We start from the raw sequence: 21238 nt of genomic DNA, 5'->3' as shown, positions 1-21238 counted from the left end.
GTTCTCTGTGCGTTCACTGTTGACGCTCCCCTCGGGGCAGCCACGAGGTGGCCCTGCGTCCCAGGACCTCCACCCCGGCGGAGGTCGCCGAGCCGAGGATGCCGATGGTGATCATGCCGACGAAGGTGCCGGGGTAGTCGACGATGGTGTAGGACTGCCACGTCTGGTAGCCGATGCCCAGGCTGCCGGAGATCATCTCGGCGGAGACCACGCAGATCCAGGCCACGCCGAGGCCCACCGAGAAGCCCCCGAACACACCGGGCAGGATCCCGGGGAGCACCACGAAGCGCAGCACCTCGCGCGGGGAGCCGCCGAGCGTGCGCACGGCGTCCTCCCACAGGGTGGGCAGGGCGTGCACGGCGTGACGCGTGCTGACCAGCACTGGGAAGAAGGCGGCGAGGAAGGTGATGAACACGATGCCGGACTCGTCGGTGGGGAACATCAGGATGGCCACCGGGACCATGGCGATGGCGGGGATGGGGCGGATGATCTCCACGACGGTGCCCACGGTGTCCGCGGCGAGCCGGGAGCGTCCCAACGCCACACCGGTGGCCACGCCCGCGACGGCGGCGAGGACGAAACCGGTGAGGATGCGCAGCAGGGACTGCACGATGTCGAGGTAGTAGCCGGGCGAGGTGAGCTGGGTGGCGAAGCGCTCCACGATCTCCACCACGGTGGGCAACGAGGAGAAGCGGATGCCGAGGTTCACGCCGAACTGGGTGAGCCCCTGCCACACCAGCAGGAACACCACGACCGCCGCGGCGCGGCGTGCCAGCCGGATGCGGAGGTTGCTGCGTGGGTTGCTGCTTGAGGTACGCGGGGCGCGCGTGGGTTTCCGGGGGCCCTGGGGTCCGACAGTTGGGGACGCTGCGGGTGTTGCGGGTGCTGCGTGCGTTGCGGTGGTCATGCTGCCTCCTTGAGGGCCGTGTCGTAGTCGACGATGCTTGCCCCGGCGTGGGCGGACACGTAGCGGTCGGCGCCCGCGGCGGTGCTGAACGGCAGGTGACGTCCACCGTCGCGGACCCACACGGAGTGTTCGGCGTACCAGCGGGCACCGTTGTCGTGGTCCAGTACGTAGGCCGCGCGCACTGCGCCGTCACCACCGGCGCGTGCGACTTCGCGCAGCAGCTCGTCGGCGGTGGCGACGGGACGCGTGGCGTCCTCCCCCTCCACCCAGATCTCCCCGGCCGCCGGCGCACCGTCGCCGGGGATCGGCGACCAGTCGGCGGAGGCCTGCGGGTCCTGCGAGTACGCCCGGTCCTCGTCCTCGTAGACCGAGCGCAGTGGCTCCGGATCCACGAAGTCGTCGAGGTCGGCCGGGGTGAGGTCGTCGAACTCGCCGATGGAGTCCAGGTAGGGAACGTCGTCGCCGAGCTGCTCGACGAGGTCCTCGCGCAGCGCCGGGTCGAAGGCGGTGCCGCCGGGCCCGTTGTAGAGGTACACCACCTCGGGCGGCAGGTCGGCGTTGTCGCCGACGATCTGCGCGGCCTCCAGCGGGTTGTCGCGCAGGAAGTCGGACGCCTCGAGCTGCGCGCGAAGGAACGCCTGCGTGACCTCGGGGTTGTCCTCGGTGAACGCGTCGGACGCCACGACGCCGTGCAGGGTGGGCGTGGCGCTGTCGGCACCGTTGTAGAGCAGTTTCGCGCTACCCTGCTGCACGAGCAGGCCGGGCCAGGCGACGAACTGGGACAGTGCGTCCACCTGGCCGGACTCCAGGGCGGACGCCCCGATCTGCGGCTGCTGGTTCTGCACGTTGACCTCGCCCGGGTCCACCCCGGCGTCGGCGAGCGCACGCACGAGCAGACCGTGGCCGGCGGAGCCGACGGAGGCCGAGACGTCCGCGCCTTCCAGGTCCTTGACCTCGCGCAGGGGTGAGTCCTCGTCGACGACGATGCCGTTGAGCGCGCCGGCGGAGTCGTAGCCGGTGACCGAGAGCATGGAAGTCGTCGACTGGGCATCGGCGCGGCTGCGGGAGCCGTTGATGAGCAGCGGGTAGTCGCCCATGGAGCCGATGTCGATCTTGCCGGCCATCATGCCGGCGGTGATCGGGGCGCCGGTGTCGTAGTCCTGCCAGCGCACCCGGTAGGTCTCGCCGGTGGTCTCCCCGAGTTCGTCGAGTTCGTCCTCGAGGTAGCCCTGGGCGCGCAGCAGGGTGCCGGCGGTGGCGGTGTTGATGGTCTTGGACTGGTAGCCGACCACGATCTCGACCTCACCGCCGTCGGCGAGCGAGTCGACGGAGCAGGCGGCGGTGCCGAGCACCAGGGCCGCGGTGACTGAGGTGGCGAGGGTGGAGGTAAGGGTGCAGGAGCGTGTGGGTGTGGCGCAGGTCGGTGGTCGCATCTCGGGTTTCCGGAGGTCAGGGGGTGAGGGGTGTCTGGAGGCTTATTGGTAGGAGGTGCCGCTCAGCGCAGCAGGTAAGGCATGTTGATCGTGACCGCGCCGGTGGGGCAGCGTGCCGCGCAGGGGCCGCAGTACCAGCACTCGTCGACGTGCATGAAGGCCTTGTCGCTGCTCGGGTCGATGGTCAGCGAGTCCAGCGGGCAGGCCTCCACGCAGAGGGTGCAGCCGCTGATGCACAGTGATTCGTCGATGGTGACGGGGACGTCCTGGCGTTGGTTGCCGATGAGGCTCATGGGGAGGGTCCTTTCGAATCGGGAGGGGTGTGGTTCTTTGGGAAGGTTCAGCGGGTGTGCGCCGGGCGGGTGCCGCGGGCACGCAGGGAGGCACGGTCGCCGCGCAGGCTGATGAACTCCAGGTCCACCGGGCGTCCGTCGCGGGTGCTGGTGAGGCGTTCCATCAGGATCAGCGGTGCGGCGGCGGGCACGTCCAGCAGCTCGGCGGAGTGTGCGTCGGCCGTGGTGGCCTCGATGAGGTACTCGGAGTCACCGAGGCTGGTGCCCAGGGCGTTCTCCAGGAGGGTGAAGATGTCGGTGTCGCCGAGGTCGCCGGGCTCGATGGCCTCGCCGGCGTCCTGCACCAGGTAGGTGCGGTCGAGGCTGTAGGGCGCCCCGTCGATGGTGCGCAGCCGTTCGATGAAGAGCACGGGGCTGCCCTGCTCCACGTCCAGGCGCCAGGCGACCACGGGCGGGGCGGGGATCAGTGCGACTTCGCGGACGTCGTTGACCACGCTGCCGGTGTGGAAACTCTCCTGGAGGCCGCGGAGTTCGTCGATGCGGTACTCGGCCTTGGGGTGGGTCACGCTGGTGCCGTGGCCGGGACGCCGGATGATCAGGCCTTCGGCGCTGAGTTGGCGCAGTGCCACGCGCACCACGTTGCGTGACACCCCGTACTGGGCGGCGAGGTCGTCCTCCGGCGGCACCCCGGCGGAGAAGGCGCCGCGGGTGGCTTCGCGTCGCAGGTTGTCGGCGACGCTGCGCGCCTTGTGCCCGCGGTGGTGGTTCGGGCTGCGTTGGGTGGTGATCATGAGGGGCTCCATGGTTATCGTCGGTGCAGTTCAGACACCTACAGATAAGCCAGGGCCGCGAATCGCTGTAAAGTAAACCCGCCCTTTGTCCTGGTACGACTCTGGCGGGCATGGGCGGATTACGCCACCGTGGATGCGACGATGTGGCACGTCAGCGGTGTTCTCCACGGTGCTACGCCACCGGGCGGCGCAGGCGCCCGGTTAGTTTCACCGCGATTCTTTCCCCCGTGGGCTCACGCCTCCACTCCCCCGTATGCAGTGCTCCGGATTACTCGTCGGAGGTACTCGGCTCCGGGATGTCCAACAGGACCTTGCCGTTGCCGGTTGAGACGAGCACGAGCTGGTCTGCGTCCGGCTGCACCTCAAAGGCTCCGTGCGAACGTCCTGATGAGCCCGGCGACCTCGTCCGGACGCTGCAGCGTGACGGAGTGGCTACCGCCCTCAATGGTCACCAGGTCCACGCCGTGCCCCGCCAATGCCTCGTGACTGTAGGTCTGGTCTTCGGTCCCGTGGATGAACTGCGCTGGCACGGGAAGGTCCAGGTTGCCCCGCCGGTTCAGCAGCAGGGGCACGCTGCGCTGGAGACGCCGCTTGGGGAATTTGGCGATCACGTCGCGGGTGGCTGCGGTGGACGGCTCGATGCCGTTGGCCGAGTTCGCCGCGATCATGGCGGCGACCTCGTCGCCGGGGCCATCCTCGCCCCAAATCTCCAGGAGCTGGTTCATCGATTCGATCTCTTCGGCAGGGGCGACGTCCCGGGTGGTGCTGATGCCGATGACACCGATCACGCCGTCCTGGTCTGCGGATTCCTGGGCGATGACGCCACCCTGGGAGACGCCGGCGACGATCAGCGGGGTCGGGTCACCTCGCGCGCCGCGGCGACAGTGTCGACGGCGAAGTCACGGTAGCTCTGGTCGGTGTCGTTGTCCCCGTGGTGAGGAGCATCGACGGCGATGATGTTGCAGTTCGTACGCTCCGACCAACCACGCCAGTAGCTGGCATCGAAAAAGTGCGGGTGGTGAAGTACCAGAGAGGTTGCGGCTCCGATGTCCTCGATGATCACGTTGATATTCCTCTTCCTGTAGGCGGTTGCGGCCCGGTCCTGTCGTCTCCTTCAACACAGGTGAGTGTAACGACCGCGGCTTGGCTTTCGCAGCGCGACCGCCCGGCGTCGTCGACGGAAGTACGGTGACTCTTCCGGTTCTAGAGTGCGTAGCTGACAGTGTGGCCGCTCCGGTGTGGCACGACATATAGGGACCGACCCCACCTCCTCGGAAAGCAGTGAGGACTACCCGGCAGTGGTATTCGGATCCGGGGAGCCATCTGCCTCGCCGGAATCGTCATCGGCACCCGAGGTACCCGGAATGTCCAGCAGGATCTTGCCATTGCCGGTGGAGACAAGCACCAGCTGATCCGCGTCCGGCTGCACCTCAAAGGCTCCGTAGAGCAGCTTCTTTTCGCCAGGCTCGATCCTGTCCCTGCCGCCCCACCGGTTGGCACCGTCGTCCGGCTCATTGCAGTACATGTACGCCGACTCCACCGGTTGGGTGTAACCCTCGTCCGAGAGCGCGGTGAGTTGATCGGTGAAGTAGCGGTCGTCGCCGAGGTTCTCGACGTCAATGGTGAGCTGCACGATGCGCGACTCCGCGGCCTTCTCCGGCTCCCAGCGTGGCTGACCGTACTTGCACGCCTCGTCAACGCTGAACTCGTGGACATAGGTATCGACCTCGATGCCGTCCCACGTGGTCACGGTGAAGCCATCGCCGACGCCGATGACGTCGTCCGACATGCCTCCGTCCTGCCCGTCGTCCTGGGCCCCTCCCCCAGAGAACTGGTCGTCCAGGTTGTCCTCCAAGGTCTCGGAGGTAGGCGACGAGGCCAGGTTGTCCGCGGCGTCATCCGAAGAACCGAGGGCCCCGACGAGGGTGAAAGCCAGCGACGTTGCCACCACGCCGACGACCAAGGACGCCGCGCCAGTCGCGATCAGAGCGCCGGTACCGAACCGACGCGGCTCGGCTGCCTGCCCCGGTGCCGGCATCGATGACGGGGCGTTCCTCCCCCAATGGTCCTGCTCGGGTGGCCCACCGTAATTGTCGGACGGGGTCTGGTCGAAAGTGGGCCCGCGGTCGGGCTCTGGAGCGATAGGCACGGAAGAATCCTCATGACACTGCTTGTGAAACGTCGTCGGTCGGGGCTAATCCTACCTTCACCGAACTATGCTTCTTAGAACGCTCCCAGGATCATTGCGAACACCATCGCAAGCATCCTGCCGACCGCGCCGACCGCGAACAGGTGCGGTCCAGCATCCGGCACATGCGGTGCACGGTTCCAAGAAACCGTGACGCGCAGGGGCTCAGCGTCCCCTAAAATACTGAGTGCACGTAAGCACCAAACAGCCCCCGACATGATCAAGGAGCCGCGGTGCCCAGCGAACACCCCTCTCAGACTGATTCTGTACCCCACGAGTACTCCGACTTCTACACCCGCATCGAAGACCTCCTCAACCGATGGCAGAACGATGTGTCGCCGAGCGATGGTCCCCTACTCGACGAACTCACGGGCCTTGCGAGGCAGGCCTTTGAGCGGGCCTTCGCCTTCTCGCCCGCGCCGCAAAGGATCGTGGATCCCGCGGTGGCTGGTCGGCAATTGACGGCAGCGCTCGGCTATCAGGACGTACATCGCGACCAGGAACATGGGCAGACCGTATATCGCACGGTCAGCCCCGCCATCATCGAAGATGCGCACGCCGCTGGCCCGCGCCTGCAAGGGTTATGGACCATTGCGCTGAAGGCCGCATGCGACGCCATCGACCCGCCGCCGGCGGACGACCCGTACCTCCCGCACGACATTCTCACCGGCTCCCTTCACTACGCAGGTGCCGTGGCACTCCAGAACTCTGACGGATAGCGCTCCGGCGGCAAAGAGAACAGCACTGCCGGACGCTCACTTCCGCGCCAGATACCCGCGCCACCCGCCGAACTCAGAGATGTCCGCCGCCCCCTCCACCGCGGCGGGCTGACAGGTGAAACCGGTGACCGACCGGCCATCAGCCAACGTCACCTGACCAAGGGCCATCGGCGCCGGGAGTGCGTCCAGGAAGCGGCCGAGCCCTGCTGGCGAGATCAGCCACTCCTCCCCCGCGATCCGCGCGCCGGCCTCGCCGGCCTCGCCGGAACCACCCTGCTGCACCGGGCCGGTCAACCCCGGCTTCGGCGGCACAGTATCCAGGGCAAACAGGCGGTAGTCACTGGTGGTCTCCACGTCACCGACGAATGAGGCACCCAAGGAACGCAATTCCCGGTTCAACGGCTGCCCGCGCAGGTGAGCACCAAACACGATCAACGGTATCGTCGCCTGCGCACCTACCGCTGCCGTCCACGACCGCGCCTGCACCTGCGCCTGCGCCTCGGCCTGCGAACCATCACCCTGACCATCACCCTCCCCACCAGCGAACAGAGAAGCAACACCGGCAGCCACCCCGTCCTCGAATGCGCGAGCAAGGACGGTCACACCAAAGTTGGCCGCCTGCCCGGCACTGGCGCCGTCCTGCGGACGACCACTGTCCATCACCGTCGTCCACGGCACCGCCACCGCGCTCAGGTCCATGAGGTTGCAGAAGTTCGTGTACGTCCCCATCGCCGAGTTCACCCCAATCGGGTCGGCCTGGACCGCGGCGATCGTCGGATGGAAGGGGGCGGTCGGCACCAGGAGCACGTCCACGCCGTCCCACTCCCGCATCGCCACCTGCGCCTGGGCGTCCAACTGCCGGCGGGCACGAAGAACCTCGACCCCGCTCCACCGTCCGGCGTTCGCGACGATGTCACCGACCGTCGGATCCACCTCGGCCTCTGGTCCAAACCCGGCGATCACGTCCCCTATCGCTTCGGCGCGCTCGGCGACCAGCGCGGAGTCGTACAGCATTCGGGCGGCCTCGAGCGCCGGGTTCAGGTCCACAACCCGGATCTCGCACCCCGCCGCACGCAGGTGTTCCACCGCGGCGTCGAACGCCTCACGCCAGGACGCCGACAGCGCCGGCAGTTCGGCGGGAACACCGACCACCGGTGTCAGCGGTGCGGTGAACCGCACGTCCGCCGGCCATGCGCGCGAACCGGTGGATGCCATGACCTCCATGACTGACTCGGCGGTCGCCTCCGTCCGGGCGAACACCGTCACGCAGTCGTAGCTTTCGCAGGCCGGAACAACACCGGTGGTCGACACGATCCCCAGGGTCGGCTTGATGCCGACAATCCCCTGGAGTCCGGCAGGTACACGGCCGGAACCGGCGGTGTCGGTGCCCAGGGCCGCGTCCACCAGTCCGGCGGCCACGGCAACGGCCGAACCCGACGACGATCCCCCGGAGATGCGCTCCGGCACCGCCACGTCGCTGACTGCGCCGTAGGGCGAGCGGGTGCCGACGAGCCCGGTGGCGAACTGGTCCAGGTTGGTCTTTCCGATAACGACCGCGCCGGACGCCCGCAGCGCCGCGACGCAGTCCGCGTCGGTGTCTACGTCCGCGTCCGCGTTCGGGCGGTGGGCGAAGCCGGGGCAGGCTGCGGTGGTGTCGAAGCCGGCCACGTCGATATTGTCCTTGACCGCCAGAATCATGCCGGTGAGATGACCGTGGGGAACGGCGTCGAAGGCGGCGTCCAGCGCCTGTTCGGCCTCGTCCCGACTCAGCAGCGAGATGAAGGCGGCGGGCGCGACACCGTCCTGCAGTGCCTCATAGGTGGCGTCGAGGACGCGGTGCGCCTCATCGCGGGAGCGAAAGTTTCGTGCGTCGTTCATCAGGCTCACTCTCCGACCGTCACCGGTCGCGGGTGGGATTTCTTCCAGGGGAAGGCCGCGAGTCCGGCCAGGATGCAGACCAGCACCGCGATCGGCCCTGCCCACTGCATCAGGGGCATGTCACCGGAGGGGTTGTAGATCTCCGCGCGCGGCCAGGAGAGGTTCACCACCATCAGCATCCCGTATCCCACGGCAAGGGTGTTGACCACGAACCCGGCCTTGCCCAGGGTGAACAGGGGGCGGCCTTCCGCATCGGTCTCCCGTCCGCGCTTGGCCGGCCATCCCTTCAGCCGCTGGATCAGCAGCGGAGCGGTGACCATGAGGTAGGCGAGGTAGATCAAGATGATGCATACGCTGGTGAGGGTGGCGAAGATGGCGTCGTTACCCACGTTGACCAGCAGCACCAGCATGCAGCCGATGCCGACCAGGATGGACGGCAGGATCGGCGTGCCGGTCGTCGGGTTCACGTGCGCGAGGCGCTCGGAGGCCGGCAGCCGGCCGTCACGGGCCATGGAGAACATCAGACGCGATGCCGCGGTCTGGATCGCCAGGGTGCAGATCAGCACCGCGATCGCCACGTCGATGAGCAGCACGGTGCCCCACGGCGAGGAGAGCACTGCGTTGAGGACGTACGGTAGGCCCTGTTCAGCGAGTTGGCCGTCGGTCAACGACGGTGCCGCCATCAACGCCCCGATGATCAGCAGCCCACCACCAAGTGCGGACAGGGTCAGCGCCTGGCGGATCGTCTTCGGTGCGACCCGGCGCGGGTTCTTCGTCTCCTCGGCGAGTTCGCCGGCGCTGCCGAAGCCGACCATCACGTAGGCGGCCATCAGGCCGGAGGCGATCCATGCCCAGATATAGCCGTCCCCACCGGAGACTCCGGTGTCGAAGACCACGTCCGGGCCGCGGTTGGCGTGGGTGAACAGTACGCCGATGATCGCGACGACGCCGACGAGTTCGCAGATCACCCCGATGGTGGTCACGTAGCTCATCCACCGCACGCCAAGGCAGTTGATGGTGGTGGTCACGACCAGCAGGATCGCGCCGAGCAGGACGGCGTTGGACGCCCCGGACGGCGAGGCGAGCGCCGGGTCATCGCCGATGACCTGGAAGCCGGCCCAGATGTTCGGCAGGACGACCTGCATGGCGATCGCCGCCGCCGAGGCGGTGACGACCTGGGCGAGGATCATGAACCAGCCACCGAACCAGCCCAGGATCTCGCCGCCCATGCGCCGTGACCACTGGTAGATGGCCCCGGAGACCGGGTAGCGTGCGGAGAGTTCCGCGAAGCACAGGGCGACCATGTACTGGCCGATGAAGACCACGATCCAGGTCCAGAAGAAGGCAGGGCCGCCGAATCCGAATCCCAGTCCGAAGAGCTGGAAGATGGTGGTCAGGATCGAGACGAAACTGAATCCGGCGGCGAAAGAGGCGAACCTGCCCAGGTTGCGGTGCAGTTGTTGGTCATAGCCGAGGGAGCCCAGGTCGTCGGCGTCGGAGTTGGCAGCTTCGGTGGTGGTGCTTGCGGTGCTGGCGGTGTTCGAGGCCGGTTCAGGCGGCGGTGATGATGTGGCGGTGTGTGTCGACATAGTCGTGGAGTCCTCGCATCGGGTTTCTGTCGTTTGATAGCTATTCAAGGGGTCGGATGTTTCCCCTGGATGTCTGCGAGGTTGGATCTCGGTTTCCGGTGCCTTCCGGTGGCGGCTGCGGTGGCACAATGTCGGACATGGCCCGTCCCTCGCACCGCCGTCGGCACAGTCTTCTGCGCGATGACCACCTCCGCGCGTTAGTCGACCGGCTGCACACCGAGCGCACCCAGGGCCGTGATGCACTCGAGGTCACCGCCGAGTGGTCGCAGGGGCTCCGCGCCCGGCTGGACGACAACCTCGCCGCCACCGGTTCCGTCGGACGCGGCGAAGCCATCTTCTCCTCCGACCTGGACGTGATCCGCCTGGCCCCAGGCTCAAGCCCCGGTTTCGACGCACTGCTCGCCGCGGGAGTGCGCGCGGACGCCAACGGCGTGCGCCCCACCGGCGGCGTCCTGCCTGTCTCCGCAGAGAACTGGCGGCAGGACGCCCGCCGGTGGATGGCCCGCCCGGACGCCGATTCCGCGGTGGTGCGCCTCGGCCTCCTCGCCGACGCCACCCCGCCGGTCCCCGGCGACGGCACCGTCACCGCCGCGGCGGACGGCTTCAGCAACTCCCCCATGCTGGCCGATATGCTGCGCGACGCGGTCTCCACCTGCCCGCCCCGGTTGACCGGTCTGTGGCGCAAGAACTCCGTGGACCTCAAGGCCGAAGTGCTCACCCCTATCGTGAAGATCGCCCGGTGGGCCGCTCTGGCCTCCGGGTCCTCCGAGACCTCGACTGCGGCCCGCCTCGCCGCGGCGGAGTCCCGCTACCTGGAACCCGCCACCGCACGGCACCTGCAGGATGCTTTCGCCGATGCCGTGGCGCTCCGGGTCGACCTGGATCTGGGCATCGCCGATACCCAGGTCTTCCAACGCTTCGGACGCATCACGGTGACCGCGCTGCCGGACGACGCCGCGCGGCGTCTGCGCGGGGCGGCCACCACCGTGCGCCACACCGTCCGGACGCTGCGCTACCTTCTCTCCATCTCGGCCTTCAGCGTCGATGCCCCCGGCGGTGAGCGGTGAACCCGGCGCGACTCGACGACATCCTGACCGCGCAACGCATCGAGGGGTGCATCTTCCCGGAGCCGTTTGTGGATGTGCTGCGGCAGGTTCACGAAGGCTACACAGACGTGGACGATGCGGTGGCGGCAGAGATCGCGGCCGTGCAGCACGCCGACCGTGACCTCGACCTCCCGCGGGTCCCACGGTGGCGCCGGCTGCTGGGAACTCCCGCCTACCAGGCACCGGCCCACCAGGTACTGCGCAACCTGCCTGGGCTGACCTCCCCGGCGCTGGTCCACGACCTCACCGGCCGACTGTGCGCCCTGCGTATGGCTGCCGGTGCTACTGGTAGGACCGTCGATACGTCCGACGGGCTCCTGGGGCTGCACGCCACCCTGTTCGGCGACGTCTTCGGGTGGGCCGGGCAGCTGCGCTTCGTGAACCTGTCGAGCCAGGGCATCGCCTTCGCCTCCGTCCCTTCGATCAGCCACCATCTGGAGAAAGCGGCCGCCGACCTTGCGGTCTGCCGGGAGCAGGTCGCCGCTACCGGACGTGTCCCGCTGGATCCGCTGTGCAGCTTCCTGGCGGAGTACCTGTGGTGCCACCCATTCCGCGACGGCAACGGCCGCACCGCCATGGCCGTGCTGATGTCGCTGACCGCCCCCGGCGCGTTGTCCACGGTGCAGCCGGGCGAGTGGTACGCCACCTCGGCGGAGTCGTTGCAGGTTCCGGGCTTTCCCGACCCTGAGCCGTGGGCCCCGCTCCTGCGACGTATGTTGGATCATTGTTGATGTGTGGCGGTGTCCCGGCCACCGATGACCTGAACGACGAGGAGCCCCGACGTGCCTGACCCGGTTGCACCGTCTGCACAAACTGCACAGCCTGACCAGCCTGCCCAGCGCAAGCCCGGGCGCCCGCGTGCCTCCGCGCCACGCTGGGACGGCGCGGACACCGGTGCCGAGCTGCTCGACGCCGCGGCCGAACTGTTCACCACCGAGGGCTACGGGTCAGTGAGCACCCGACAGCTCGCCGAAGCCGCCGGCATCCGACAGGCCACGATTTACCACTACTTCCCCGGAAAGAAGGGGATGCTGCTGGCCTTGTTGCTGCAGACTGTCGAGCCCTCGGTGCAGCTGTCACGCTCGCTGCTGGATGCTGAATCCGAGTCCCCCACGGGCTCCCCCACCGACACCCTGCTTCACCTGGCGTCCGAGGACGCCTACCTGCTGTTAACGGACAAATGGAACCTCGCGACGCTCTACGGGGCCCCGGAGATCCGGGATGACTACTTCGAGAAGTTCCACGCGCTGCGCCAGGAACTACGCGAGAGCTACCGCAGCCTCGCCCGCCTCGTGGTCATCGGCGGTGCGACGGCGCCCTCAGCACACACAGCACCGCTCCTGCCGGACGCACACCTTGACCTGCCCTTCTACATGGTCGAGTCGGTGATCCGGCTGCGGGCGGAATCCTCGTCTGCTCCCCCGGACGAGGATGCGGCCCGCACCCTGGCCCACGCCGTCGCCCGCACCGCGGTGGGCGCGCTCACGCAAGACCAAATCACGCAGGACTGATGCTCACCAGCACCTGGCCCTGCCCGACCTGTTCCCCCACCCCGGCGAAGACACCGGAGACGGTCCCATCGGTCGCGGCGAGCACAGGGGTCTCCATCTTCATCGCCTCCAAGGAGGCCAGCCGGTCACCGGCCTTGACCGTGTCACCCTCGGCGACAACAAGCTGCCACAGGGTCGACGGCAGGGGCGCGTACACTCCGTCGGAACCCGAGGGCAGCTCGATCTCCGCCGCCTCGTCGATGACCTCCGGTTCATCGCGAACCTCGAACTCGCCGGAGGCGCGCCAGCGCTCCTTCTCCTCGTCGAAGGCGGTGGCCTGGGTGGCACGGAAGTCGGCGATGGAGTCGGCGTTCTCGTCGAGAAAGCGCCGGTACTCCGCATACGAGAAGGTGCCGTCTTCGGTGTCGACGATGCCTCGTCCGGCATCGGTCTCGGCGCGCATGTGCATCAGTTCCTCGTGGGAGACCGGGTACCACTCGATACGGTCGAAGAACCGCAGTGCCCAGGGCGTACCAGGATCCTGGAAGAGCCCGCCGGTGCGGTAGCGGTTCCACACCTGGGTGGTGCGGCCCACGAACTGGTAGCCGCCCGGCCCCTCCATGCCGTAGATGCACAGGTAGGCACCACCGATGCCCACGGCGTTCTCCGGGGTCCAGGTGCGTGCCGGGTTGTACTTAGTGGTGACCAGGCGATGCCGGGGGTCCAGCGGGGTGGCCACCGGGGCACCGAGATACACATCACCGAGGCCGAGCACCAGGTAGCTGGCGTCGAAGACGGTGTCGTAGACGTCCTCAACGGACTCCAGCCCATTCATCCGGCGGATGAACTCGATGTTCCAGGGGCACCAGGGGGCGTCGTCGCGCACACCGTTCATGTAGCGCTCGATGGCCAGGCGGGTTTGCGGGTCGTCCCACGACAACGGCAGGCGAACCCGACGCGACGGAACCTCGAGTTCCTCGGTGTCCGGGATGACCTCCTCGATGGCGCGCACCGTGGCCACCAGGTCGGCAGGCAGCACGACGGCCGGATCCACATGGATCTGCAATGACCGGATGCCCGGGGTCAGGTCGATCACGCCGTCGATCGTCCCTGCGGTATCGCGCTGCTCGATCTCGGTCATCAGGGCGTGCACCCGCATGCGCAGCCCGATGTCGAGGACCATGTCCCCGAATTCGACGAGCAGGTTGGTGTCACCGGCACGCCGGTAGGTCACGGACGGCCGACCGTCGGTGGCCTCGTCGTGGGCGAGCACGCCATGGTCACCGTCGCCGCCGCCATCGCCGCCGTCGCTAGCCGGACCGTCTGGCGCGGCGCAGTACGCCACCGTGCCCGCCGCATCCGACTCTCGCACCGGCACGAAACGCAGGGTGTCGCCGGGACGCAGCTGCCCGAGCTTCCACAGGTCACCGCTGGCGACGACAGCGGGACAGACGAATCCGCCGAGGCTGGGACCGTCGGGGCCAAGGATGATCGGAGTGTCGCCGGTGAAGTCCAGGGCACCGACGGCGTAGGCGTTGTCGTGGATATTCGACGGGTGCAGCCCCGCCTCGCCACCGTCCTCGCGGGCCCAGGTGGGGCGCGGGCCGATCAGCCGGATCCCGGTACGCGCGGAGTTGTGGTGGACGGCGTAGTCGGTGGCGTAGAGGGTGTCGATGTCCTCTCGGGTGAAGAACTCCGGGGCCTCGTGCGGCCCCTCCGTCACCGCGATGCGCCAGTGCGTGGCGATGTGCGGACGCCGATCGGCGGGCACCGCCGCCGGTGCCGGAGCGTCGGCGGCGACGGGAGCCGGACGCAGGACGTCCCCTGCGCGCAGGGCGCGTCCGGCGTGGCCGCCGAAGTTACCGAGAGTGAAGGTGGACGCCGAGCCGAGGTAGTCGGGGACGTCGAATCCGCCGCGCACGGCGAGGTAGACGCGCAGGCCGGCGTCCGAGGCGGTGCCGATGCGCAGGGTCTGCCCGGCATCCACGGTGACCGGCGTCCACTGCTCCACGGGTTCCCCGTCGACGGTGCAGTCGACCGGCGCGCCAGTGAGGCAGACGACGGTGGGGTCGGAGAAGCGCAGGGTGGGGCCGGACGAGGTGCACTCCAACGCCGGGGCGCCCTCGGCGTTGCCGACGGCCTTGTTGGCCTCGCGCAGGGACAGGTCGTCCATCGGGCCCGACGGCGGGACGCCGACCTGCCAGTAGCCCTTGCGTCCGGGCCAGTCCTGCACGGTGGTGAGCATGCCAGGGGCGACGACGTCGATCCGCGGATCCGGGTCGGCGGTGGTGGCCAGGGTGAGCGTGGAGTGAGCCGCGGCGCGCACCTGCGCGGCGGGGTCTGTGTCGTCGGCGCTGGTACTGGTAGCGCTATCGGTTAGCTGGCGCAGCAGCCCGAGGTTGGTGGTAACCCCGTCGATGCGGGTGTCTCCCAGGGCGCTGTGCAGCAGGTCCAGGGCGCTGTCGCGATCGTCCCCGTGGGCGATAACCTTGGCGATCATCGGATCGTAGAAGTGCGGGATCTCCAGACCGGTCTCCACCCAGCCGTCGATGCGCACACCATCGCCGGGCTCCGGGAAGACCGCATTGGTGACCAGTCCGGGACTGGGTTCGCAGTTCTTGGCCGGGTCCTCGGCGTAGACGCGGGCCTCCACCGCCCAGCCGGTAGGTTGCGGATCATTGTCGAAGACCTGGGTGCTGAGCCGGCCCTGTGCCAGAGTGAGCATCCAGTCGACCAGGTCCACTCCGTAGACCTCCTCGGTGACGGGGTGCTCGACCTGCAGGCGGGTATTCATCTCCAGGAAGTAGGCCTCCTGGCGAGAAGGATCGTAGATGAACTCCACGGTGCCGGCGGAGCGGTAGTTCACCGAGGCGGCCAGGGACCGTGCGGCCTCGTGGATGCTGCGGCGCACCTCCTCCGGGAGGTCAGGCGCCGGGGCCTCCTCGATGACCTTCTGATTGCGACGCTGCAGCGAGCAGTCACGGTCACCGATGACAGCAACCTTGCCGGCACCGTCTCCAAAGACCTGGACTTCCACGTGGCGGGCCGGGCGCACGAGACGTTCCAGGAACACCCCACCGGAGCCGAAGTTCTTCGCGGCGATCTTCTCCACCGCTTCGAAGGCCCCGGCGACCTCCTCGGTGGTGGTGCAGGCCTGCATACCAATGCCACCGCCACCGCTGGAGGCCTTGACCATCACCGGCAGCCCGATCTCGGCGGCCTTGGCCACCGCGTCCTCCCCTGTCTCCAGCAGTCCGGTGCCGGGGAGCATGGGGACGCCGGCGGCATCGGCCAGTTCGCGGGCGGTGTGCTTGACCCCGAAGCGTTCGAGCTGTTCGGGGGTCGGGCCGACGAAACTCATGCCGGCGGCCTCGACGCGCCGTGCGAAGTCGGCGTTCTCGGAGAGGAAGCCATAGCCGGGGTGCACCGCACCGGCACCGGACTCCGCGGCGACGGCGAGGATGCGCTCCACGTCAAGGTAAGATTCTGCCGCCGGACCGGGCCCCACGCGGTGGGCCTCATCGGCCTCGCGCACGTGGGGTGCGGCGATGTCGGCGTCGGAGTAGACCGCGATGGTGCGGATGCCCAGCGCGCGGGCGGAGCGGATGATGCGCAGGGCGATCTCACCGCGGTTGGCGATCAGCAGACTGTCAAAGGGTGCTCGGGACATGGTGTGGGCCTCTATCCGGTGGTGGTGGGACGGGTGCTGGGGCGGGTGACGGTCATGCGCAACGGCGTGCAGTTGAAGTCGTTGCAGGGATTGTTCATCTGGGGGCAGTTCGAGACGATGACCAGCACGTCCCGCTCGGCACGCACGGCCACGCGACGCCCCGGGGCGGACATGCCGTCGACGATGCCGAGGGTTCCGTCCTGCTCCACGGGCACGTTCATGAACCAGTTCAGGTTGGACACCAGATCGCGCGGACCCATGCCGTACTTACGGGCCTCAACGAGGAAGTTCTCGCGGCAGCCGTGATCGTGGTGGGTGTGGTGGCCGTAGCGCAGGGTGTTGGACTCCTTGCCGCAGGCACCACCGATGGTGTCCTGACGGTCGACCTCGTTGGCAACCACGGTCATCAGCGGGTTGGCGAGGTTGGACTGCAGGACGGTGCCGGTGCGCACGTAGACGTTGCGCTGCTCTGCCAGGGTGTGCGGCACGCTGTAGCGCTCGGTGGTGTCGGCGGCGTCGTAGATCAGGCAGTCTGCGGACTGGTTGCCGCCGACATCGATGATGGTGAGCACGTCACCCTTCTTCACGGTGGCTGACCAGCCATCGCGCGGTGCGACGGTCTCATCGAGGATCACCTCGCCGGCGACGGCGGGTTCGCTATAGTCCAAGACGCTGCCGGGCGAGTGGATCGCGCCGGGTTCGACGGTGGAAGTAGTCATCAGAGTCCCCTTGCTTCGATGTAGTCGGTGGTGTTCAGGTAGGCGCGTTGGTTCTCCGGCGACATGGTGTCGGTGTCGGTGTCGCTGAGTGCGGTTGGTTCGCTTCGCCAGGCGTGGACGCGCAGTGGGCCGCTAACGTAGTCGGTGGCCGGGTCCAGCGGGTGCGGGGAATTGGCGACCAGGATGATCAGCGGCATTTCCGCGACGAGGTCGACATGCGTGCCCTCCCCTGCCCCACCGGTGAAGGTGATGCTGCCGTCCTGCTCGGCATGGGTGCCCTTGAAGAAGGAGATGGACGGTGGGAGGTCGCGGGGTTCGAGCCCGTGTTTCGCCCCCGCCTGCTCGAACAGGCCCTGACCCGAGGGGAAGACGCCGTGGATGGCGGGATCCCCGTATTTACGTGCTGTCTGGGTGGCAGTCATCGTGCCGCAGAAGGTGTCGTGGCGTGCGGAGGTGTCCGCGGCCACGGTGGCCAATACCCTGCCTTCACCGGAGAGCAGCGGGTGGCCGGTGGTGACGTAGGCCTGCCACGGGATCTTCACCGAGTCCGCGGCGTTGTAGCGCTCCCAGGGTTCGAGGGCGTTGAACAGCAGGACGTGGGCGCAGGTGGTGCCGACGACGTCCTCGAGGCGGATCCGGGTGCCGCGGGCAACAACCTTGTGAGTGTATCCACCGGGACCGACGGTCTCTGCCCAGGTGAGGTCCTGCGGATTGACACCTGCCGGGACGTACGGGCTGCTGCTCGCCGGGAGGTAGGGCATATAGGGGTTGGTCTGTGTGCCCTGGGCGCGGGCGTCGCTGCGGGCGTTGGTCACGCTGTCGGTGACGTGGAGGTCGCGCGCCTTCTCCTCGGCCGCAGTGGGTGGCGTGGTGGGCTGGGCGGTGGCTTTGGTGGTGGTGCTCATCGTCATCATCCTTCGGGTATCTGTCGTTTGATCGATACCTTGTCGATGATCGCGGTCCCGTGTTGCTAACCAGTACAGATCGTGTTTCGGAGCAGTAAAAGTTCTTGTACGCACCCAAGTCGATTCCGCTGACTTATTGGCCCGTGACAGAAAGTATGGAAAACGCCAGCGGCACTACGCCATTGACTTCACCCCGTATGGGAGCCGTGCCCCGGACAGTCCCAGATACGGACACCGCCACCGAGATCGACTGGACTGTGTCGGTCGACTCCACGATCAAGTGTGCGCATCAGGACGCAACGAACACGACTCGGCCCGATCAACACACGAGGCGTGCACGGCGTTGTTGGCCACGGCGCCGTCCCTGGCGACTCAGCATCGCAGGGGTACGCCAACCATGCCGGGGCCAAAGGTCGATGAACGCGCACCGTGAGCGGAAGCCGAAACCTTTCTTGTACGGCGCTTCGGCGGCCTGCCCATCGCTACGGATACCAATCACTTCTGCGGGCACGGTTCCTCACCTCGGACAACCGCTCCATCATCTGCGGCCAGGTGCTCAACATGGACGGAGGGAGGCCCGCATCGGGTCATCGGCGTGCCGCCGGTAAATCCACCCCCGTTCGAACCCGCCTCCACATATCCACCACACCCTATCCCTCGTCTCCTCTACACTCTCCCTCATGAACGCATCTCCGGCCCAACAGAAGCGTGCCGCCCGTGACTTCGCCACCAAGTGGCGCGGTCGCGGCAACGAGAAAGAAGATACGCAGAGCTTCTGGCTGGAGCTCCTCCGGGATGTGGTGGGCATGGAGGATGTCACCACCGCAGTCCGCTTCGAGCAAAACACGGTCGACCGCGGCTACATCGATGTCGTCGTAGCTGATGCGAAGACATTCATCGAGCAGAAAACCCTGGGTATCTCCCTAGACAAGGCCGAGACCCGCCAGAACCGCAAGGTCACCCCGTTCGAACAAGCGAAGGCCTATGCGGATTCGATGCCGAACTCCCAGCGGCCGGACACGATCATCGTCTGCGACTTCAACGAGTTCCGCATCCATGACCTTGACACTCCCAAACCCACCGAGCACTTCACCTCATTCACCCTCGACGAGCTTCCGGAACACCTGTACCTCCTGGACTTCCTCGTCGATCCGCAACGCACTCGCCGGGTCCGCGAGACTCAGGTCTCGATCGATGCCGGCGCCCTCATCGGGCGACTCTACAAACTACTCAGTCAGCAGTACATCAACCCAGAGACCACAGAGAACCAACACGCCCTCAACGTGCTCTGCGTCCGGTTGGTCTTCTGCCTCTTCGCGGAGGACGCCGGTCTGTTCGACAAGGACGCGTTCTTCACCTACCTCAGCGCATTCCCTGCCACCCAAATTCGTGGTGCGCTCAAGGAGCTCTTCGACTGGCTTGACACTCCTGCCGGGGATCGCGACCCGTACGCCGTCGATGCTCTGAAGTCCTTCCCCTACGTCAACGGCGGGCTCTTCCGCGACGCGAAGTCCGATGAGATCCCGCAGTTCACCGACGAGATTAAGGAAGTGCTCCTCGCCGAGGTCAGCGAAGACACCAACTGGGCGACCATCTCCCCCACAATCTTCGGCGGAGTGTTCGAGTCCACCCTAAACCCGGAAACCCGTCATTCCGGCGGGATGCACTATACCTCCCCGGAGAACATCCATAAAGTCATTGACCCGCTGTTCCTCGATGATCTCACCGAGGAACTAGAAAACATCCTTTCCGAGGAGGGATTGAAGCCGAAAGCACATCGCGAGAATCTGGAGGAGTTCCAGACGAAGTTGGGGTCACTGACCTTCTTCGATCCGGCGTGCGGGTCCGGAAACTTTCTCACTGAGACGTACATCTCCCTGCGCCGCCTCGAGAACAAAGTGCTCTCCGTGCTCATGGGAGACCAAATCTCCTGGTCATTCGACGAGGTCGCCGAGAGCCCGGTAAAGGTCTCCCTCCGCCAGTTCTATGGCCTCGAGATCAATGACTTCGCCGTCTCGGTCGCCGAGACCGCCCTCTGGATCGCTGAATTGCAGGCGAACATCGAAACCTCCACGATCATCTCTAGGGTCATAGACGATCTCCCTCTGCGGGACGCTGCGACCATTGTCCTCGGCAATGCTCTCCAAGTGGACTGGACCGAGGTCATTGCCCCTAAAAACTGCACCTACGTCATTGGCAACCCGCCATTCCTGGGTGCGCGCAACCAATCAAAGGAGCAAAAGCAGGACATCAAGGATGTATTCGCTGCTATTGGAGCCTCGAAGAACATCGGCAACATCGACTTCGTGGCCGGGTGGTATGCGAAAGCTGCTGAGTTCATCGAGGACGCTCCGGCCCGATGCGCCTTCGTCTCCACGAACTCCATCTGCCAGGGCGAACAAGTGGCGAACGTGTGGTCCCCGATCTGGGACCTGGGTGTACGCATCGACTTCGCCCACGACACATTTCGATGGCGCAATGAAGCCTCTGACCAGGCGAACGTATTCTGTGTGATTGTAGGTTTCTCGAAGCTGGGTGGGCCGAAGAGGCTCTTCCACCATGCGACACCAGACGCCCCTGCGGCACTCCAGTACCCGAACCAGCTCAACGCCTACTTGGCGGACGCGCCGGACGTCTTCGTTTGGAACCGCTCAGCGCCGATCTGCGATGTACCGAAAATTGGAATCGGATCACAGCCCATCGACAATGGGAACTACCTCTTCACCGTTGAGGAAAAGGACGCCTTCCTGAATGCAGAGCCTACAGCAGCGAAGTACTTCCACCGGTGGCTGGGATCTCAGGAGTTTCTTCAGGGCAAGGAGCGATGGGTGCTGTGGCTCGGCGAAATCACACCAAACGACCTTCGCAGCATGCCACTGTCACGGCAAAGAATAAATGCGGTACGCGATTTCCGTAACAAATCGAAACGACCACAAACGCTCAAAGCAGCTGCCACACCACAACACTTCGGCACTGAGATCATCGCAGATAGCACCTCGATCCTTATCCCCAAGGTATCTTCACAACGGCGCCGATACATCCCACTGGGATTGGTCGAGCCTGAAACGTTCTGCAGTGACCTTGTCTTCCTCATCCCCAACGCCACCTTGTACCACTTCGGCATCCTGCACTCACAGATCCATAACTCGTGGATGCGCCGAGTGGCTGGCCGACTGAAAAGCGACTACCGATACTCGGGCGGCGTCGTCTACAATAATTTCGTTTGGCCGGACCTCTTAGGATCTCGGGGAGTAGCACACCAAAAGGCCGTCGAGGAAGCCTCCCAGTCCGTCCTCAACGCCCGAGCCCAGTACCCAAACTCCACCATTTCGGAGATGTACGACCCCAACAACGACTTCCTCTTCCCCGCCCTGACTACCGCCCATCGTACCCTCGACGCCGCCGTCGAATCTGCCTACAACGTCTCCTATCAGGGAAATGAGTCGTCCATCGTATCATTTCTATTTTCGAGAATGGAGTAACTCAACGCTCCCCCATTCCGCTTTTCCTGTAGCCAATCTACCGACAAACTTCAGCAATAAAGACAAAA

17 protein-coding genes are annotated in these 21238 nt (G+C 66.4%); 5 read left to right on the top strand and 12 right to left on the bottom strand.

Features of this window, described 5'->3' with window-relative positions; all coding sequences use genetic code 11:
• Nucleotides 1-13: 13 nt before the first annotated feature.
• The 7 genes from ACT3SZ_RS07715 to ACT3SZ_RS07685 form a co-directional block, all read right to left on the bottom strand.
• Nucleotides 14-907, bottom strand: a complete 894-nt coding sequence (locus ACT3SZ_RS07715) for an ABC transporter permease (protein WP_444617958.1) — start codon at nt 905-907, stop codon at nt 14-16.
• Nucleotides 904-2340 carry an ABC transporter substrate-binding protein gene (locus ACT3SZ_RS07710; protein ID WP_444617957.1) on the bottom strand — a complete coding sequence of 479 codons (1437 nt, stop codon included), beginning with the start codon at nt 2338-2340 and terminating at the stop codon, nt 904-906. Before ACT3SZ_RS07710 ends, ACT3SZ_RS07715 begins: the two co-directional genes overlap by 4 nt.
• A gap of 62 nt (nt 2341-2402) precedes the next feature.
• On the bottom strand, nt 2403-2633 hold the full coding sequence (locus tag ACT3SZ_RS07705) for a 4Fe-4S dicluster domain-containing protein (RefSeq protein WP_444617956.1): 231 nt from the start codon (nt 2631-2633) through the stop codon (nt 2403-2405).
• A 47-nt stretch (nt 2634-2680) separates the two neighbouring features.
• Nucleotides 2681-3424, bottom strand: coding sequence for a GntR family transcriptional regulator (locus ACT3SZ_RS07700; RefSeq protein WP_444617955.1), 744 nt, complete (start codon nt 3422-3424; stop codon nt 2681-2683).
• A gap of 362 nt (nt 3425-3786) precedes the next feature.
• Nucleotides 3787-4242 carry an alpha/beta fold hydrolase gene (locus ACT3SZ_RS07695; protein ID WP_444618067.1) on the bottom strand — a complete coding sequence of 152 codons (456 nt, stop codon included), beginning with the start codon at nt 4240-4242 and terminating at the stop codon, nt 3787-3789.
• 29 nt (nt 4243-4271) lie between these two features.
• The gene (locus tag ACT3SZ_RS07690; protein ID WP_444617954.1) at nt 4272-4487 is read right to left on the bottom strand and encodes a hypothetical protein; all 216 of its coding nucleotides are present in this window, start codon (nt 4485-4487) and stop codon (nt 4272-4274) included.
• 225 nt (nt 4488-4712) lie between these two features.
• Nucleotides 4713-5573, bottom strand: a complete 861-nt coding sequence (locus tag ACT3SZ_RS07685; protein ID WP_444617953.1) for a hypothetical protein — start codon at nt 5571-5573, stop codon at nt 4713-4715.
• A 272-nt stretch (nt 5574-5845) separates the two neighbouring features.
• Between ACT3SZ_RS07685 and ACT3SZ_RS07680 the strand changes: the two genes are divergently transcribed.
• Nucleotides 5846-6331, top strand: a complete 486-nt coding sequence (locus tag ACT3SZ_RS07680) for a hypothetical protein (protein ID WP_444617952.1) — start codon at nt 5846-5848, stop codon at nt 6329-6331.
• 36 nt (nt 6332-6367) lie between these two features.
• Here the strand turns inward: ACT3SZ_RS07680 and atzF are convergent, their stop codons facing one another.
• The gene (gene atzF / locus ACT3SZ_RS07675; protein WP_444617951.1) at nt 6368-8209 is read right to left on the bottom strand and encodes an allophanate hydrolase; all 1842 of its coding nucleotides are present in this window, start codon (nt 8207-8209) and stop codon (nt 6368-6370) included.
• Between the two features lie 5 nt (nt 8210-8214).
• The gene (locus ACT3SZ_RS07670) at nt 8215-9798 is read right to left on the bottom strand and encodes an amino acid permease (RefSeq protein ID WP_444617950.1); all 1584 of its coding nucleotides are present in this window, start codon (nt 9796-9798) and stop codon (nt 8215-8217) included.
• A 137-nt stretch (nt 9799-9935) separates the two neighbouring features.
• On the opposite strand from ACT3SZ_RS07670, the gene ACT3SZ_RS07665 reads away from it, so the two are divergent.
• Genes ACT3SZ_RS07665 through ACT3SZ_RS07655 form a run of 3 tightly spaced genes read left to right on the top strand, consistent with a single transcriptional unit; the run spans nt 9936 to nt 12415 of the window.
• Complete coding sequence (locus ACT3SZ_RS07665) at nt 9936-10865, top strand: putative nucleotidyltransferase substrate binding domain-containing protein (RefSeq protein ID WP_444617949.1); 930 nt, start codon at nt 9936-9938, stop codon at nt 10863-10865.
• Nucleotides 10862-11635, top strand: coding sequence for a Fic family protein (locus ACT3SZ_RS07660; RefSeq protein WP_444617948.1), 774 nt, complete (start codon nt 10862-10864; stop codon nt 11633-11635). The genes ACT3SZ_RS07665 and ACT3SZ_RS07660 overlap by 4 nt, the downstream gene beginning before the upstream one ends.
• Nucleotides 11636-11686: 51 nt before the next feature.
• Nucleotides 11687-12415, top strand: a complete 729-nt coding sequence (locus tag ACT3SZ_RS07655) for a TetR/AcrR family transcriptional regulator (protein ID WP_444617947.1) — start codon at nt 11687-11689, stop codon at nt 12413-12415.
• Here the strand turns inward: ACT3SZ_RS07655 and uca are convergent.
• From uca to ACT3SZ_RS07640, 3 genes are read right to left on the bottom strand one after another with little or no spacing between them, the layout of a single operon-like run.
• Nucleotides 12402-16064, bottom strand: a complete 3663-nt coding sequence (gene uca, locus ACT3SZ_RS07650; protein ID WP_444617946.1) for an urea carboxylase — start codon at nt 16062-16064, stop codon at nt 12402-12404. The two genes, ACT3SZ_RS07655 and uca, sit on opposite strands and share 14 nt — an antisense overlap.
• Before the next feature lie 11 nt (nt 16065-16075).
• Complete coding sequence (locus tag ACT3SZ_RS07645; protein ID WP_444617945.1) at nt 16076-16783, bottom strand: urea amidolyase associated protein UAAP2; 708 nt, start codon at nt 16781-16783, stop codon at nt 16076-16078.
• Nucleotides 16783-17694, bottom strand: coding sequence for an urea amidolyase associated protein UAAP1 (locus ACT3SZ_RS07640; RefSeq protein ID WP_444617944.1), 912 nt, complete (start codon nt 17692-17694; stop codon nt 16783-16785). The genes ACT3SZ_RS07645 and ACT3SZ_RS07640 overlap by 1 nt, the downstream gene beginning before the upstream one ends.
• A gap of 674 nt (nt 17695-18368) precedes the next feature.
• Between ACT3SZ_RS07640 and ACT3SZ_RS07635 the strand changes: the two genes are divergently transcribed.
• Nucleotides 18369-21170 (top strand): class I SAM-dependent DNA methyltransferase, encoded by a 2802-nt coding sequence (locus ACT3SZ_RS07635; protein ID WP_444617943.1) that lies wholly within the window; start codon nt 18369-18371, stop codon nt 21168-21170.
• Nucleotides 21171-21238 lie beyond the last annotated feature (68 nt).

Source organism: Corynebacterium sp. AOP40-9SA-29 (genome assembly GCF_052377405.1).
In the GTDB taxonomy this organism is placed as follows: domain Bacteria; phylum Actinomycetota; class Actinomycetes; order Mycobacteriales; family Mycobacteriaceae; genus Corynebacterium.
The sequence above is the reverse complement of the archived record's forward strand: the minus strand, read 5'-3'. Positions and strand labels throughout refer to the sequence as shown.